The sequence below is a fragment of the Pseudomonadota bacterium genome (assembly GCA_030859565.1).
Taxonomy (GTDB): Bacteria; Pseudomonadota; Gammaproteobacteria; order JACCXJ01; family JACCXJ01; genus USCg-Taylor.
In genome coordinates, this window is the sequence record JALZJW010000092.1 from 1 (window position 1) to 15581 (window position 15581).

Consider the following 15581-nt stretch of genomic DNA (forward strand, 5'->3'; position numbering starts at 1 on the left):
CTCAATAGGGGTGGCCGGTGCGTGTTGACCTGCACAGCGCGTTTGTCCTGCACCAGCGTTCGTATCGAGAGACGAGCTTACTTTTAGAAATTTTCTCCTTGCGCTCAGGAAGGGTCGGAATAATCGCGAAGGGCGCAAACCGGCAGCGTTCGGCGTTCCGCGGCGCTCTGCAATTCTTCAGGCCGCTCCTTCTGGCCTGGGCGGGACGGGGAGAGCTGGCGACGCTCGTCGGCGCCGAGATCGACGGACCCTTCTCCGCCTTGAGCGGCCGCGCGCTCTTAAGCGCTTTCTATCTCAACGAACTCTTGATGCGGGTATTGCATCGGGACGATCCGCACCCGGCGCTCTTCGCGGCCTATCGCCAAGCCTTGGAAGCTCTCGCGCAAGCCGGGAACGAGGAGCCGGCCTTGCGCTTGTTCGAGAAACGTCTGCTCGAAGACATCGGCTATGGTCTCAGCCTGAGCTTTGATGTGGATGCCAATGCCCCCATTGAACCTGAGCGCGATTATTACTATCAAAGCGATAAAGGTCCCTGGCGTGATCCACCCGCGCACGTCGATACCGTTAAGGTACAGGGGCGCACCTTGATCGCCTTAGCCGCCGCGCTGTTCCATGAACCTGAAGTACTCAGTGAGTCGAAACGGTTGATGCGATTTATCCTTGCTTCCCATATCGGCGGCCGGCCGTTGGCCAGCCGGCAATTGTTCAGTTAGAGCGTCGAGATCAATGCTTACACGAGGACCGGTTCTGCTTGGAGTCAACATCGACCACGTGGCGACGTTAAGGCAAGCGCGGGGAACCCGGTACCCCGATCCCGTTCAAGCCGCCATGGAAGCGCAGCATGCCGGAGCGGACGCCATCACGATACATTTGCGTGAGGACCGGCGCCATATACAGGAGCGCGATGTCGAACTGCTCGCTGCCGTGCTTCAAGTGCGCATGAACCTCGAAATGGCGGTGACCGATGCTATGCTCGCGTTGGCCGAGCGGATCCGTCCGGCGGAGTGTTGTTTTGTACCCGAAAGACGACAGGAATTGACCACCGAAGGAGGGCTGGATGTCGCGGCACAACTCGACGCGATTTCAGCGGCATGCAAACGTATCGAGGGCGTGGGCACCCGCGCGTCGCTGTTTATCGACCCCGACCCGCGCCAAATCGAAGCCGCCCGCGAGGCGGGCGCCGCGGTCATCGAAATCCACACGGGACGCTATGCGGACGCGGCGGATCCCGGCGCGCGGGAACACGAGCTCCGGCGTATCGTTGTGGCGGTCCGGATGGCCGCAAGTCAGGGGTTGCGAGTCCATGCCGGACACGGCCTCAATTATCAGAACGTTGGTCCGATTGCGGCTGTAGCCGAGGTAGAGGAGCTCAATATTGGGCACGCGATCGTCGCGCGCGCGGTGTTCAGCGGTCTCGGGGAGGCGGTACGTGAGATGAAAAGGCTGATGCTGGAAGCCCGGCGATGATCCATGGGATCGGCGTCGACATCGTCAAGGTCGAGCGCATGCGCGCGGGCTTACAGCGTTTCGGGCACAGGTTTTCACGCCGGATCCTCACCGCTGAAGAGCACTCCGAGTTCGAATCCCGCCGCTGCCCGCCGCGGTTTCTTGCGAGCCGTTTCGCGGCAAAAGAGGCTTATTCGAAAGCTCTTGGCACCGGATTCCGGGACGGTCTCACACTCCACACCCTAAGTGTCAGCCACGACCCGCTGGGCCGGCCGCTGATGATTTGCGCGGGCCGCGCGGCCGAGATCATTGAAGATCTCGCTATTGACAGTATCTACCTGTCGCTTAGCGATGAAATCGATTTTGCCGTAGCCTTCGTGGTTTTGGCCCGGAACGACCGATAAATACTGCCGAAACAGCGCCGACGGCATGCACGCTACTCGCGATGCGAGCGGTCCCTTAGCTTAGCTCTCCGGGATTGACGGCGGGTTAGGTACGGCGACCCGGTCTTCTCGGCGGGCGTAACCCTCGGGTTCGGGAGCACTGGCCGGCAAACTATGCTGCGGGCTTGCATCTAATCCGGCCGGACGCTCGGGCACCGGGCCCATCGCGTCGTTGGTATCGCTCGGGCGCTCGCCGTCCTCGCTCGGGGTAGAGACGCGTTGGCCATCGGCCGCTCCGCCATTCCGTGAGCCCGTTCCTCGTGGGGAACGGCGTCTGCCATGACCACCACTACGGCGGCCGGAGCGAGAGCGGCCCCGCGGCCGTTGCGAGATATGCCGCTCGCCGGCGACCGCGCCGGGGGTTTCGTTTCCTACCACGGGTACCGGAGCATCAGCGGACGCTTCGGAAGCCGCCGCGGAAGGAGCCTCAAAGGCACCTGGAGCTGGCGTCCGCACCGGTGATCTCTGCTGCCGGCCGCCGCGGCCGCCTCGGGACGATCGCCCGCCGCGCCGCCGCGCTGGCCGGTCGCCACCCATAGGGGGGCGTTGCTGTGGGGGTGGCGTGACTTCTTCTGGCGCTCCGATCTCTTCCGAACCGGGTTGCACCGACTGTGGTTCCTCTCTCTCGTCACCGAACAAAGTCGTTATAAACCTGCGGATGAATCCCGGGTGCGGCGGTGTGGTTGACAGCAGAGGCTCGCTGCGGATCTGGGGTGCTGGTATATCCCTCAAGACCTCCTTGACAGCAGCTTCTGTTTGCGGCCGTTTATCTCTGGTTCCCATGTCCCCAGCGTCCACCACTGGCGCGGGTATCAGGCGATAGCTAGGATCGGCCGCGGCGTGAAGATCCTGCTGGCGGATGCGCTTAAGCTCGTAGTGAGGTGTTTCGAGGATGGGATTCGGAATAACAATGACGCGAATCTGTTGCCGAGTTTCAATACCGCGAATTTCCTGGCGTTTCTCATTAACCAGAAAGGTGGCGACTTCCACCGGCAAATGCACCACGATTTTGGCGGTCGATTCCTTCATCGCCTCTTCTTCCAGGACGCGTAACACTGAAAGCGCGAGCGATTCGACACCGCGAATGCTACCTAAACCGCTGCACCGCGGACACACGATATGGCTAAACTCATCGAGGGAAGGCCTAAGACGTTGCCGCGACATCTCAAGGAGCCCGAATCTCGAAATGCGGCCTAATTGCACGCGAGCCCGATCCATCTTAAGGGCTTCCTGGAGGCGATTTTCGACCTGGCGTTGATTCTTTTGATTCTCCATATCGATAAAATCAATCACGATCAAGCCCCCGAGATCACGCAACCGCAGTTGGCGCGCGACTTCTTCGGCGGCCTCCACGTTCGTATTTAAGGCGGTCTCTTCGATATCGCCGCCTCGGGTAGCACGGGCCGAGTTGATATCGATCGTGATCAAAGCCTCGGTGGGTTCGATGACCAGCGAACCGCCCGAGGGAAGCTCGATCTTGCGGGCAAAGGCAGATTCAATCTGGCTTTCGATCTGATAGCGAGTGAAAAGCGGGACGCCATCTTGATATAGCTTGAGTTTGTTGAGGTTTTGCGGCATCACCTGCTGCATGAAATCGCGGGCCTTTTCGCATAGGCCCGGGTCGTCGATGAGGATCTCGGCGACGTCATTACGCAGGTAATCGCGGATCGCGCGGATTATTACGTCCCGATCCTGATAAATCAGAAAGGGGGCCGGGCGGTCTTTTGATGCCTCCTCGATCGCGCTCCACAAATGCAGCAGATAGTCGAGGTCCCACTGCAACTCCTCGGCCGCCTTGCCCATACCGGCGGTGCGGAGGATAAGTCCCATGCTTTCGGGGATATTGAGGCCACTCATGGCGTCCCGCGCCTCCTCGCGTTCCAGGCCTTCGATCTGCCGCGAGACACCCCCGGCGCGCGGGTTATTGGGCATCAATACGAGATAGCGTCCGGGAATACTAATGAAGGTGCTCAGCGAAGCGCCTTTGGTGCCGCGCTCGTCTTTCTCGACTTGTACCGTGAATTCTTGCCCCTCCCTAAGCACCTCCCGGACGTTGACACGCGCTCCACCGCGCGGCGATTCGACGAATAAGGACCGTGCGACCTCCTTCAACGGCAAGAATCCATGCCGTCCGGCGCCATAATCGACGAAGGCCGCTTCGAGGCTCGGTTCGATGCGTACGACCTTCCCTTTATAAATATTCGATTTTCTTTGTTCGCGGCCGGTGGCCTCTATATCAAGGTCGTAAAGGCGTTGTCCGTCCACAAGGGCGACACGCAACTCCTCCGGTTGAGTTGCGTTGATAAGCATTCTTTTCATTTCTGCATATTCCTGTCAGGCGCCTAGGTAATGAACGGGAGGCGCCCCGGTAAAAATTCACTATTTCCATAGCCGGTATGAGTGACATTTCTGGTATCACGAGGTGATTGGCGGCGGCCGACAGTCGCTATGATGCCCTGGTAATTATCTTAGGGTTCGGAAGGGGCGTAAGCCTCGCTTCGAGGCAAGTAACTCCGGACGAACCTGTAATTAAGCACGTACCCCGCGATCACGATTAAGCAAGCTCCCCCAGGGAACGAATCCACGCTCGCTATGAAGCTGTCCGCTCAATCGTCACTGCACCGTTGCGTTGTTTATTACGCGATAGGCTACGAATTCCTGGTAAGCTCGATAGCGCGTTTTGCGACTCCGATATACTTACCGCAAGCTTAATATAGCAACGATACAGCAATGCAGCAATCGGGCACACGAGCATGGGACTAAAAATAGGGATGCGACGGACTATGGTACACGTTCCAGCGCGCCAAATTATTGTTGATTTAGAGCATGACGGGCGTCGCATCGACAATTTTTTGGCCTGGATGCTCAAGGGGATCCCTCGGGACCGGATCTACCGGATGCTGAGAAGCGGCGAAGTTCGTGTGAACGGTGGCCGTATTCGGCAAGACTATCGCTTAACAACCGGCGAGGTACTGCGTCTGCCACCCGTGCGCATGACCCCGAACGAGGGTATGACGCCTCCCGAAAGTTTACGCGCGGCGGTACGCGATAGTGTGCTTTATGAAGATGAGGCACTTCTCGTGCTGAACAAACCGGCGCGGATCGCGGTCCATGGAGGAGTGGGGATCCGCAATGGGCTGATCGAGGTTTTACGCGATCTTAGGCCCGATGCGCCCTATATAGAGCTCGTGCATCGGCTCGATCGCGGCACTTCGGGGTGTCTGATGATCGCGAAACGGCCGCGATTCCTGCGGGCGATGCACGGTCTTATTCGGTCCGGCGCTATTGCGAAGACTTACCTGGGTCTGATAAGTGGTCATTGGCCGGTTAGCGCAGGTGTGATTAAAACCGGTCTAAAGAAAAACGGGGTACGCTCGTCCGAGCGCATGGTGTGCGTGACCGATGACGGCAAGTTTGCCGAGACACACATCGTGCCGATCGAGCGATTCAAAAACACGAGCTTGGTCCGGGTCCGGCTTAAGACCGGTAGAACGCATCAAATCCGGGTCCACACCGCCTACGCCGGTCATCCGCTGGCCGGCGATGACAAATATGGCGATAAGGCATTCAATCGAGCGATGCGACATTTCGGTTTACGGGACTTGTTTTTGCATTCTTACCGTATCGACTTTGTGGCGCCGGACTCCAGAGAGCAAGTATCCGTGCAAGCACCGTTACCGGCGGGATTGTTGTCGGTTCTCGAGTCATTGCGGCGGGACCGGGGTCACGAGGTGAGCGCCGAGTCCGCCGCACATCATCGGCGGTTGCCGTAGCCAGATAATTTAAGATAGGTTAGTGAAATGGAGCAGACTGAGATTAAAGAACAGGCTGGAAATTGGGAACACGCGCTTGTCCGCGATCTCGCTTTAGCGGCGATCACGGAGCAGCGGCGCGCGCGGCGGTGGAGTATCTTGTTCAGGTCGATCGCGGTTATTTACGTGCTGATCTTGTCGGCGTTTTACCTTTCAAGCCAATGGGAAGAAGGTTCCCTGTCCTCCGAAACGCACGCCGCCTTGGTGGACGTCGACGGAGTCATCGGATCGGATCCGCAGGCCAGCGCGGACGGTGTTATCACCGGTCTGCGCGCTGCCTTTAAGAACGATAAGACCAAAGCCGTCATCATGCGTATCAATAGTCCGGGCGGCAGCGCCGTGCACGCGGGTTATATCAACGATGAAATGTTTCGTTTGCGGGCGCTGCATCCGAACATTCCGGTGTACGCGGTAATCACGGATATCTGCGCCTCGGGTGGCTATTACATTGCCGTGGCGGCGAATAAAATTTATGCCGACAAGGCGAGCTTGGTCGGATCGATCGGGGTAGCGATGGACGGTTTTGGGTTTGTCGGTACCTTAGAGCGTCTCGGCATCGAGCGCCGGTTACATACGGCCGGTACGCACAAAGGATTTCTGGATCCATTCTCACCCGCTAACCCGGAGGATTTCAAACATCTCCAGGTAGTATTGGATCGGGTCCATCAGCAGTTTATCGATATCGTGAAAAAAGGCCGCGGCGACCGTTTGAAATCTGATCCCGCGCTGTTCACGGGGCTCGTGTGGAGCGGTGAGCAAAGCCTTAATCTGGGGCTCATTGACGCCTTGGGCAGTAGCGGTTTCGTGGCGCGCGAGATCATCGGAGTTGAGACTATCGTCGATTTTACGCATCGCGAGCATTACTTTGACCGTTGGGCCAAGCAATTGGGTGCGAGCGCAGCGAAGGTGTTCATGAACCCGATTCCAGCGCTGCGGTAGGAGCGCAATAGACCTTAACCACCCTCGGGCGCGAGGACATCAATCCCCTCGTTGCGCAGCATGCCGAGCAGATGAATAAGCGGTAGGCCAATGAGCGCGGTCGGGTCCTCGCCTTCCATCTTTTCTACCAATGCGATGCCGAGCCCCTCGGATTTGAAACTGCCGGTGCACCCAAACGGTTGTTCGGCCCAGAGATAGCGTCGTATCTGCTCCTCGTGCAAGATGCGGAAATGCACGTCAAAGGGGATGCAGGCGACTTGCATACGCCGGGTTTCGGTGTTTAATAAAGCCACTCCCGTCAAGAAACGCACACAGCGTCCGCTCAGGGCTATAAGCTGCTCGCACGCTGCCGCAAAGTGGCCCGGTTTCCCTAGCAAACGGCCGCCGCAGATGGCGATCTGATCGGACCCGATAATCAATGCCTTTGGATAATGCGGTAGGACCGCTTGCGCTTTTATGCTCGCAAGCCGTAATGCCAGATCGCCCGGATCCTCGCCCGGCGCAGGGGATTCATCCACATCGGGGACGCGGATGGAAAAGGGCAAGCCGAGGCGCTGCAGCAAAGCCTTCCGGTAAGGTGACGACGATGCTAAGACCAAGGACCGAAGATGAGTTTGCGTCACATCGGGCATCGGCGTTCCGGATCGATCGGTCACACCGCAGGCACTTGTTGCGTAAGGCAGTGAAAAGCGCCCAATCCCCAAACGAGATCGGTGCAATCGATGCCTATGATCTCACGCCGGGGGAAGCAGGATTGAATAATGTCCGTCGCCGCGGCATCCATCGGATCGTTAAAAAACGGCACTAACACCACCCGGTTGGCGATGTAAAAGTTCGCATAACTCGCCGGCAAACGCGTGCCGTCATAATAAACCGGGGCAGGCATCGGTAAGGTTTTGATGGTCAGCGGCCGGCCGTCGAGGCCCCTCATCGATCTCAGCCGCAACAGGTTGTCCTCGAGCGGAGCGAAGTTATCGTCATCCGGATCTTCTTCGACGACCGTGACGACCGTATCGGCGGATACGAAGCGAGTGAGATCATCCACATGACCATCGGTATCATCGCCGAGGATCCCCTCGCCCAACCACAGCACCTTTTCGATGCCCAGAAATTCGCGCAGTCGCCACTCGATCTCGGCGCGGTTCAGATGCGGATTGCGATTGGGGTTAAGCAGGCATTGCTCGGTGGTCAGCGCCAGTCCCGCGCCGTTCACGTCGATCGAACCTCCCTCCAAGATAAATTCGGCTTTATAACAGGGGACGGCGAGTGCCTCGGCCATCCGCGCGGGGATGGCGTTGTCCAGATCGTAAGGCGGATATTTTTCTCCCCAGGCATTGTATTCGAAGTCAATCGCGGCAAGCTTATCGCCGCCTGGACGGGTCACGAACACCGCACCGTGGTCGCGGCACCAGGCATCGTTGGTAGGAAAGCGATGAAATTCGATGGCGCCTGAGATCCCCGCGCACAGCGAGCGCACGTGCCGTTCGTGAAATTCATCGAGCACGTTGATGCGCACCGTCTCGCTGCGCACGAGCGCCTTCACCATCTTGACGACGATGGGCTCAATGGCTGCGAATTTCCCGGGCCAGCTCTCGCGTTTATGGGGCCACGACATCCAAGTGGCTTGGTGGGGTGCCCATTCCGCGGGCATGCGAAAGCCTCCTGCGGCCGGTGACGCGTCTGGGCTTGCTCGCGACACTTTGCAGAGCTTCCTTAGAAGGTGTCACCCGCGTCGTCTTGCATGCCGATGTCCGGTCTCTCGTGTTCCTGGCCCTGAAATACTGGTACATAATAGCAACGCGAGGCAGCGAAGAAAACTCGGTGGAAGCGGAAAGGGTGTGGTGAAAGCATTAGTGCTCGTAGCGGTAAACGACATGATATTCCGCGTGATCTCGGACGCCGGACAGCATGTAGGCAACTTGAAGAAAATCCGGGGTGTATGGAAGTTCAAGGCCATCGGATATGACAGTAACGGTTTTGTGATCCCGGGCGGCGGGCCGCTCACGGACCGGCATAATACGGTATTCGACAGTCCGGACCCGAGTCTCCTTACCTCGATACTGCTCGGGTGAGCGTCGGACTGACCCTACTTCCGAAACGACCAGCACGATCGAGTGGCGACAAAGTTGAGTATACTAGTCAACGATGTCTACCATCCTCCAATCCGTCGGCCAGACGCATGACGGCGTTACCATCACGGATGTCTTGCATCGGCCGCTGCGGGATCTGCGGATCTCGGTCACCGACCGTTGCAACTTCCGTTGCCCGTACTGCATGCCCAAGGAGGTGTTTGGGCGGGATTGGGCGTTCTTACCGCGCGCGGAGCTATTGAGCTTTGAAGAAATCGTCCGCCTGGCGCGGGTCTTTGTTACCCTTGGAATCGAGAAGATCCGGATCACGGGAGGCGAGCCCTTATTACGCCGCGATCTGCCGAAGCTCATCGCGGGGATTGCGCGTATCGAGGGTGCCCGCGACCTGACACTCACTACCAACGGCGCGTTGTTGTCGCGCATGGCGGACGACTTGAAGCAGGCGGGGTTGCAGCGATTGACCGTGAGCCTAGACGCCATCGATGAAGCCGTCTTTCGGGCGATGAGCGATGTCGACATCCCGGCGGCGCGGGTACTGGAGGGTATCGACGCCGCGGTCGCGGCCGGTTTGCATCCGATCAAGGTCAACATGGTGGTCAAGCGCGGAATGAATGACCATTGCATCGGCGCGATGGCCGGGCACTTCCGCCATACGGGCCATATCCTGCGGTTTATCGAATACATGGATGTCGGCGATAGCAACGGCTGGCGCATGCAGGACGTGGTTCCGGCCCGCGAGATCATCGGCGCCATTGAAAAGGAGTGGCCCCTCGAACCCCTCGAGCGGAACTACCCGGGCGAAGTAGCCACCCGCTATCGCTATCGTGACGGGGGAGGGGAGATCGGGATGATCGCTTCGGTAACCCAGCCCTTCTGCCGGGGATGCACGCGCAGCCGGATCACGGCCGACGGAACGTTCTACGCGTGCTTATTCGCCACGCGCGGGCACGATCTCCGCCAACTATTGCGCCAGCGCGCGAGCGACGGCGAGATAGGCGCGTTTATTTCCTCCGTGTGGCGGGGACGCAGCGATCGCTATTCCGAGATCCGCCGCGGCGCCGGCATCGGTTTACCCAAGGTCGAGATGTCGCGAGTCGGCGGGTGATTAGAAGCAAGATGAAAAAAGGATACGCGCGGGGCTGCCCGCCTGCCCATGCCGCGCGCGAGCTGCGCTTCTTACCGCTAGGGCTTACATTATGTCTCATGACCGGCCCATGCGCGGCCGAGTCGCTCGACGCCGCCGTGCGGGCCCAGGCGCAAAACCAGGACCAAGGGATCCAATCCCAGGCGCGGGTCGAAAAGCTCGACGACGCCACACAGGCGATGCTGAATGAATACCGAGACGGCATCCGGGAACTCGAAAGTCTGCGGGTCTACCACGCGCAAGTGCAAAGGGAGGTCCGGAGCCAGGAGACCGAGCGCGCCTCGATCGAGAAACAGCTCGCCGAGATCGAGGTGACCCAGCGCGGCATCGTGCCCTTGATGCTCCGGATGCAGGAAACGCTCGAAAAGTTCGTGAAGATGGACGTGCCTTTCCTGGAAGCGGAGCGTAACAAGCGGATCGGCGAGATTAAAACCATGATGGACAGCTCGGAGGTGACGCTTGCCGAGAAATACCGCAGGCTCATGGAGGCCTACCAAGTGGAGACCGAGTACAGCCGCACCATCGAAGCCTACCGCGGCGATCTGAAAGAGAAGGATGACGAGGGCAAGAAGCAGACCCGCGCCGTCGATTTCCTGCGCTTCGGGCGGCTCGCGCTCTATTACCTGACGCTGGACGGGCTTGAAGCAGGCTATTGGGATCCCAAAGCCAAGCGCTTCGAGAAGCTGCCCAGCAAGTATCGCAACGACATCGAGCGCGGGCTGCGCATCGCGCGCAAGCAGGCGGCCCCCGATCTCTTGAAGCTGCCGGTGCCGGTAGTGGAGGCGGAGTCATGAGACAGTTCATCGCTGTCCTGCTGGCGCTCGGAGGCATAGCGTTCGCGGAGGCCAAAGAACCGGCCTCCTTGGCCGAACTGGTCAAGCAGGTCCGGGAGGAGCGCATCCTCGAGAGCAAGGCCCTGGCCGCCCGCGAGCAGGAGTTTCGCAAGGCGCGCGACCAACAGGTGGTGCTGCTCGAGAAGCTCCGTGCCGAGCTAAGCAGCGAGCGCAGACTCGGCGAGGCGCTGAAAGCGCGCTATGAAGAGAATGACCTGTTTCTCAACACCCAAACGGCAATCCTGCAAGAAAAGACCGGCTCGCTCGGGGAACTTTTCGGCGTGGCGCGCCAGGTCGCAAAAGACACCCACGGGATCTTGACCACCTCGCTCGTCTCGGCGCAGAAGCCCAAGCGCGACGCCGTGCCCGCCAGTCTCGCGGAACGCAAGGACAACCCCTCCATCGACGAGCTGGAACAGCTTTGGCTAGTGATGCTCGATGAGATGCAGGAGTCCGGCGCGATCGGACGCTTTAAGACGGCGGTCACCTTGCCGGACGGGACCCAGCGGGATCAGAAAGTCGTGCGCCTTGGGGCCTTTAACCTCCTTTCCGGCGGCCATTATCTGCACTATCTGCCCGAGACCGGACGCATCGTGGAGCTCGGCCGCCAGCCCGCGGGGCGCTTCCTCGAACTAGCCGAGGACTACGAGCGCGCGAAATCGGGCCTCCTGCCCGTGGCGCTCGATCCCTCTCGAGGCTCGATCCTGAACCTCATGGTGGAGTCCCCCAGCGTTACCGAGCACATCGCACGCGCCGGGAGCATCGGTTATGTGATCCTGGCGCTCGGCGGGCTCGCCTTGCTCATCGTGATCGAGCGCGCCATCGCGCTTGCGCTGGCCCGCCGCAAGGTCGAGCACGCGCGGCGGAACGGGGTGGCGGCGAGCGACAACCCGCTCGGCCGGCTACGGCAGGTCGCGGAGCAGAACCCGCGGCTCGACGCCGACAGCCTGGCCTTCAAGCTAGATCAGGCGATGCTCGGCGAGGCGCCGCGTTTCAAGCGCTCGCTGCCGACCCTCGCGGTCTTCGCCACTGCGGCGCCCCTGCTCGGGCTACTCGGTACGGTGGCCGGGATGATCGACACCTTTCAATCGATGGCGCTCTTCGGTGCGGGCGATCCCAAACTGGTCTCGGCCGGGATCTCGCTAGCGCTCGTCGCCACCGAGCTCGGCCTGCTGGTGGCGATCCCCGTCCTGCTCCTGCACAGCTGGCTAAGCAGCAAGAGCAACCGGCTGATCCAAGTGCTGGAGGAGGAGCTGGCGGGCATCGTAGCGCAGCGCGAGGCCAAAGCGCATGGCGTCCATCCTTGAGTTCCTGGACCGCCTGCTCGGGTTTCTCGATCGAGGCGGGAACGCGATGCCGTTTATCCTCCTCTTATCGCTCTGCATGTGGGTGCTGATCCTGGAACGCTACTGGTTCTTGCGCTTCACCTTTCCGGCGGAGTTCGCGCGCGCGCGGGACGCCTGGGGCGCCCGGCGCGAGCGGCGCTCGCGCACCGCGCGCTACGTGCGCATGCATTTGGCCGCCAGCCTCGGCGCCTCGGCGCGGCGCACCCTGCCCATCATCCGCACGCTGGTGCAAGTGCTGCCGCTGCTCGGGCTCCTCGGGACCGTCTCGGGAATGATCGAGACCTTCGAGGTCATCACTGTCTACGGCGGGAGCAACCGCCGCGGGATCGCGGGCGGGATCTCGGAGGCTCTGCTGTGCACCATGGCCGGCCTGGTCACGGCCCTCTCGGGTCTGTACTTCGCGATCAACCTGGACCAGAACGCCCGACGTGCCGAGGAGCAAACCGCGCGCGCTCTGCGATGAGTGAGCATGCGACAGCGACCTAGTTTTCTGTCACTCAAATAAGCTAGAAAATACAGTTGGCATCGAAACCAGATTCGTCATTCCCGCGGAGGCGGGAATCCAGCGCCCGTTTATGCTCCGCATGGATTCCAGCTCGCGTCCGCTGCGCGAACTTGGCCGGAATGACGGTCTGTGTTATGCGGCGTGTTTCTGTGACACTCCGCTAGTGTTGCACCAACGATGAGGAGTAAGTGATCATGCGCCGCAGATATACGGACAGTGACTATGAGGGCGTTCACATTAACGTCATTCCGCTTATCGACGTGATGTTCTTCCTGGTGCTCTTTTTTGTCGCGACCTCCTCCTTCATCCGCGAGACCGGAGTGGACGTGAACCGGCCGACGGCCCGGAGTGCGGTCGCGCAGGATAAGGCCAACATTATCGTCTCGCTCACCAAACACGGCGAGATCTGGATCGATCGGCGCAAGGTGGATATACGCGCGCTGCGCGCCAACGTGGAGCGGATGCACGCCGAGAACCCGAACAGCTCGGTGATCATCGCGGCGGATGCCGAGACCCAGACCCAGCTCTTGGTGGCGGCCTTGGACGAGGCGCGCCTCGCGGGCGTGGAGAACCTGGCGATCGCCACCTACGAGGAATGAGCGCAACCCTCATCGAGAATCGCGGGAACCGGGCGTTGGGCGCGGAACTGCGCGCCAAGGCCCTGCGCATCCTGTTTCTGCTGGCCGGGGCCCTGGCGATCAACCTGACGCTTTTCTTCCTCATGGAGCGGCTCTCGGCCGGGTACCAATCCGGACCCGTCCTGCGCAGCTTGCAGCTCGTCGATTTCGTGCGCCTGAAGCGCGAGGCGCCGCCGCCCAAGGTCGAGGAGCGGGTTGAGCCGCCTGAGCCACAGCAGCCCGAGCAGACGCCGGAGATGCCGATCCCGAAGGTGAGCCGGCCGATCGTCGAGGCACCGAGCGCGCCGATCCCGCGGATGAAGATCCCGATGAACGTCACCGGCGGACCTTATATCGGCGAGATGGCGGCCATGGGGATGAGGGAGATCCGCGAAGCCGTGCCGCTGGTGCGCACGCCGCCTCTCTATCCGCCGCATGCGCTCGCGCGGCGCATCGAGGGCCTCGTCCAGGTGGAGTTCCTGGTCGCCGAGGACGGCTCGGTCAGGGCGCCGAAGATTGTCTATGCAAAGCCGCCTGGGTTCTTCGAGCGCACCGTGCTGTCGGCGCTCCGTCACTGGAAGTTCGAGCGTAAACTCGTCGACGGCAAGCCTGTCCAGTGGCGGACCTTGCAAACCGTCAGGTTCAGATTGCAAGACGAAAAATCATGAACGACCCAGTCAAGGAGACGCCTAGGGTCATAGGCCGCGGCCGGAGGTCGTGGACGGCCCTGCTGGTCCTAGGGGTCCTGAGCCTTCCCGCTGTAGCCGAGGAGCGTGAGGCGATGGGGATAGGCGGCGAGCAGAAATACACGGTATCGCCATCGACCTACGCGGAACTCATGAAGGCTAGGCAAGCGATGGATAAGGAGCGGTACGCCGAGGCGCTCGCGATCCTGCAGGAGCTGCTGCCGAAGGTGGCCGGGAACGCGCATGAAACGGCGCTGACGCAGCAGTCGATGGCCTACGCCTATCTCGGCAAGAAACGCTACCCGGAAGCGATCGACGCGATCGAGGCGGCGCTCGCCCGGCGCGCTCTTCCGCGCGATGTCACCCACGCGTTGCGCTACAATTTGGCGCAGTCCTACATTCAGATTGAGGACTATCGTAAGGGGCTCGCGTCGTTGCAGGCATGGCTGACTGATGAGAAGAACCCCCCGGCGGATGTGCACTATCTAAGCGCGGTCTGCCACCATCATCTCCGCCAATACGAGGCCGCGATCGCGCACATCAAGCAGGCGATCGCGAAAGTCAAGGACCCGCGCGAGGACTGGTATCTGTTCATGCTCTCGCTGTATTTCGAGAGCAAGCGCTACGCGGACGCCGTTCCCTTATTGAAGGACCTCATCGCCAAGCATCCGCGCAAGACGGAGTATTGGCGTTACCTTACCGATGTCTACCTCATCTCGAAGCGCGACCTGGAGGCCCTCGCTACCCTCAAACTTGCGTACGCCCAGGACATGCTCGCGGAGCGCGATATGATCCGCCTCGCCCAGATCTATATGCAGCGTAACATCCCTTACAGCGCGTCGCGCCTCTTGGACAAGGAGATCCAGCGCGGCCGCATCGCGCGCACGGCGCAGAACCTGGAGCTCCTCGGCAACAGTTGGGCGATGGCGCGCGAACGCGAGCATGCCATCGGCGCGCTGCAAGAAGCGGCGGACCGGGTCCGGCACGGGAAGATCGACCTCAATATCGCGCAGATGCAGATGAGCATGGAGAACTGGGCGGGCGCCGCGAAATCGTTTGCGACCGCGCTCGATAAGGGCGGGCTCAAAGATCCCGATGAGGCCCAGCTCCTGTTCGGGATATCGTGCTATCACGAAGGCGATAAAAAGTGCGCGGCCTCGGCGCTGCAAGTGGCGAGCAAGAGCCAGCGATTCCGCAAGCAGGCGCAACGCTGGCTGGAACGCATTCAGGAAGATGACACGCTTGCCTCCGCCAAGTCCTCGGAGGCACGCGCACTCGCCAACTGAGCGCACCGGAACCGGGCGACCCCATCCTGAACCCGCAGGACAAACCGCCGGCCGTTCTCAGCACACTTCCGGTCCTCCGGGATCCGAGGGATAAATTTAATTCCTGAAGTGCTATGCTTAGCGCGAAGGTGTTCCCATGCGCGCTCCCACACTCGATATCTTGGTAAAGTTCATTAAACCCACGGGTCGCGCATGGCTCCTCATGGCGGCAGCCGTGAGTTTTTTCGTTGCCATTCTCCATGTTGTCATTGTCTTGATCGGTCCCTCGGCGTATAGCTTTTTCGGCGGCCAACGACTCGCCCGGCTCGCCGAGAGCGGTTCCTTTTCCCCGGTGATCCAGACCCTTTCGTTGGCTGCCGTGCATGCTCTCTTCGGTAGCTATGCGCTCGCGGGAGCAGGCATAATTCGCCGCTTGCCCTTGCTTACCGTTGCCC

The 15581-nt window shown here is 60.6% G+C and carries 17 protein-coding genes; 14 read left to right on the plus strand and 3 right to left on the minus strand.

The genetic code is table 11. The annotated features are described in order from the left end of the window. The first annotated feature begins 17 nt into the window (after positions 1 to 17). From recO to acpS, 3 genes are read left to right on the plus strand one after another with little or no spacing between them, the layout of a single operon-like run. Positions 18 to 713: a DNA repair protein RecO gene (gene recO / locus M3436_13700; protein ID MDQ3565138.1), complete on the plus strand. Its 696-nt coding sequence runs from the start codon at positions 18 to 20 to the stop codon at positions 711 to 713. 13 nt (positions 714 to 726) lie between these two features. Further along, on the plus strand, positions 727 to 1467 hold the full coding sequence (gene pdxJ / locus M3436_13705; protein MDQ3565139.1) for a pyridoxine 5'-phosphate synthase: 741 nt from the start codon (positions 727 to 729) through the stop codon (positions 1465 to 1467). Beyond that, a complete protein-coding gene (gene acpS / locus M3436_13710) occupies positions 1464 to 1850 on the plus strand; it encodes a holo-ACP synthase (GenBank protein MDQ3565140.1) in 387 nt (128 codons plus the stop codon). The genes pdxJ and acpS overlap by 4 nt, the downstream gene beginning before the upstream one ends. A 60-nt stretch (positions 1851 to 1910) precedes the next feature. Here the strand turns inward: acpS and M3436_13715 are convergent, their stop codons facing one another. Next, a complete protein-coding gene (locus tag M3436_13715; protein MDQ3565141.1) occupies positions 1911 to 4208 on the minus strand; it encodes an Rne/Rng family ribonuclease in 2298 nt (765 codons plus the stop codon). A gap of 464 nt (positions 4209 to 4672) precedes the next feature. On the opposite strand from M3436_13715, the gene M3436_13720 reads away from it, so the two are divergent. Together M3436_13720 and M3436_13725 are read left to right on the plus strand one after the other, a co-directional pair. After that, positions 4673 to 5662, plus strand: coding sequence for an RluA family pseudouridine synthase (locus tag M3436_13720; protein MDQ3565142.1), 990 nt, complete (start codon positions 4673 to 4675; stop codon positions 5660 to 5662). 27 nt (positions 5663 to 5689) lie between these two features. After that, entirely contained in the window at positions 5690 to 6640 is a 951-nt protein-coding gene (locus tag M3436_13725; protein MDQ3565143.1) for a S49 family peptidase, read from the plus strand. Positions 6641 to 6654: 14 nt separating this feature from the next. On the opposite strand, the gene M3436_13730 is transcribed toward M3436_13725, so the two are convergent. Together M3436_13730 and M3436_13735 are read right to left on the minus strand one after the other, a co-directional pair. Next, on the minus strand, positions 6655 to 7272 hold the full coding sequence (locus M3436_13730; GenBank protein MDQ3565144.1) for a Maf family nucleotide pyrophosphatase: 618 nt from the start codon (positions 7270 to 7272) through the stop codon (positions 6655 to 6657). A gap of 20 nt (positions 7273 to 7292) precedes the next feature. Further along, positions 7293 to 8291 (minus strand): agmatine deiminase family protein, encoded by a 999-nt coding sequence (locus tag M3436_13735; protein ID MDQ3565145.1) that lies wholly within the window; start codon positions 8289 to 8291, stop codon positions 7293 to 7295. A gap of 187 nt (positions 8292 to 8478) precedes the next feature. Here M3436_13735 and M3436_13740 point away from each other — a divergent pair, with 187 nt between their 5' ends. From M3436_13740 to M3436_13780, 9 genes are all read left to right on the plus strand, one after another. Further along, on the plus strand, positions 8479 to 8712 hold the full coding sequence (locus tag M3436_13740) for a hypothetical protein (GenBank protein ID MDQ3565146.1): 234 nt from the start codon (positions 8479 to 8481) through the stop codon (positions 8710 to 8712). Between the two features lie 73 nt (positions 8713 to 8785). After that, positions 8786 to 9835: a GTP 3',8-cyclase MoaA gene (gene moaA, locus M3436_13745; GenBank protein MDQ3565147.1), complete on the plus strand. Its 1050-nt coding sequence runs from the start codon at positions 8786 to 8788 to the stop codon at positions 9833 to 9835. Positions 9836 to 9933: 98 nt separating this feature from the next. Then, the gene (locus M3436_13750) at positions 9934 to 10668 is read left to right on the plus strand and encodes a DUF3450 domain-containing protein (GenBank protein MDQ3565148.1); all 735 of its coding nucleotides are present in this window, start codon (positions 9934 to 9936) and stop codon (positions 10666 to 10668) included. Beyond that, a complete protein-coding gene (locus tag M3436_13755) occupies positions 10665 to 12014 on the plus strand; it encodes a MotA/TolQ/ExbB proton channel family protein (protein ID MDQ3565149.1) in 1350 nt (449 codons plus the stop codon). The genes M3436_13750 and M3436_13755 overlap by 4 nt, the downstream gene beginning before the upstream one ends. After that, positions 11998 to 12516 carry a MotA/TolQ/ExbB proton channel family protein gene (locus tag M3436_13760; protein ID MDQ3565150.1) on the plus strand — a complete coding sequence of 173 codons (519 nt, stop codon included), beginning with the start codon at positions 11998 to 12000 and terminating at the stop codon, positions 12514 to 12516. Before M3436_13755 ends, M3436_13760 begins: the two co-directional genes overlap by 17 nt. A gap of 236 nt (positions 12517 to 12752) precedes the next feature. After that, the gene (locus M3436_13765) at positions 12753 to 13157 is read left to right on the plus strand and encodes a biopolymer transporter ExbD (protein ID MDQ3565151.1); all 405 of its coding nucleotides are present in this window, start codon (positions 12753 to 12755) and stop codon (positions 13155 to 13157) included. After that, positions 13154 to 13843: an energy transducer TonB gene (locus M3436_13770; protein ID MDQ3565152.1), complete on the plus strand. Its 690-nt coding sequence runs from the start codon at positions 13154 to 13156 to the stop codon at positions 13841 to 13843. The genes M3436_13765 and M3436_13770 overlap by 4 nt, the downstream gene beginning before the upstream one ends. Beyond that, the gene (locus M3436_13775) at positions 13840 to 15147 is read left to right on the plus strand and encodes a tetratricopeptide repeat protein (GenBank protein MDQ3565153.1); all 1308 of its coding nucleotides are present in this window, start codon (positions 13840 to 13842) and stop codon (positions 15145 to 15147) included. The genes M3436_13770 and M3436_13775 overlap by 4 nt, the downstream gene beginning before the upstream one ends. A gap of 136 nt (positions 15148 to 15283) precedes the next feature. Beyond that, on the plus strand, positions 15284 to 15581 hold a 298-nt coding region (locus tag M3436_13780; protein MDQ3565154.1), incomplete at its 3' end, for a hypothetical protein.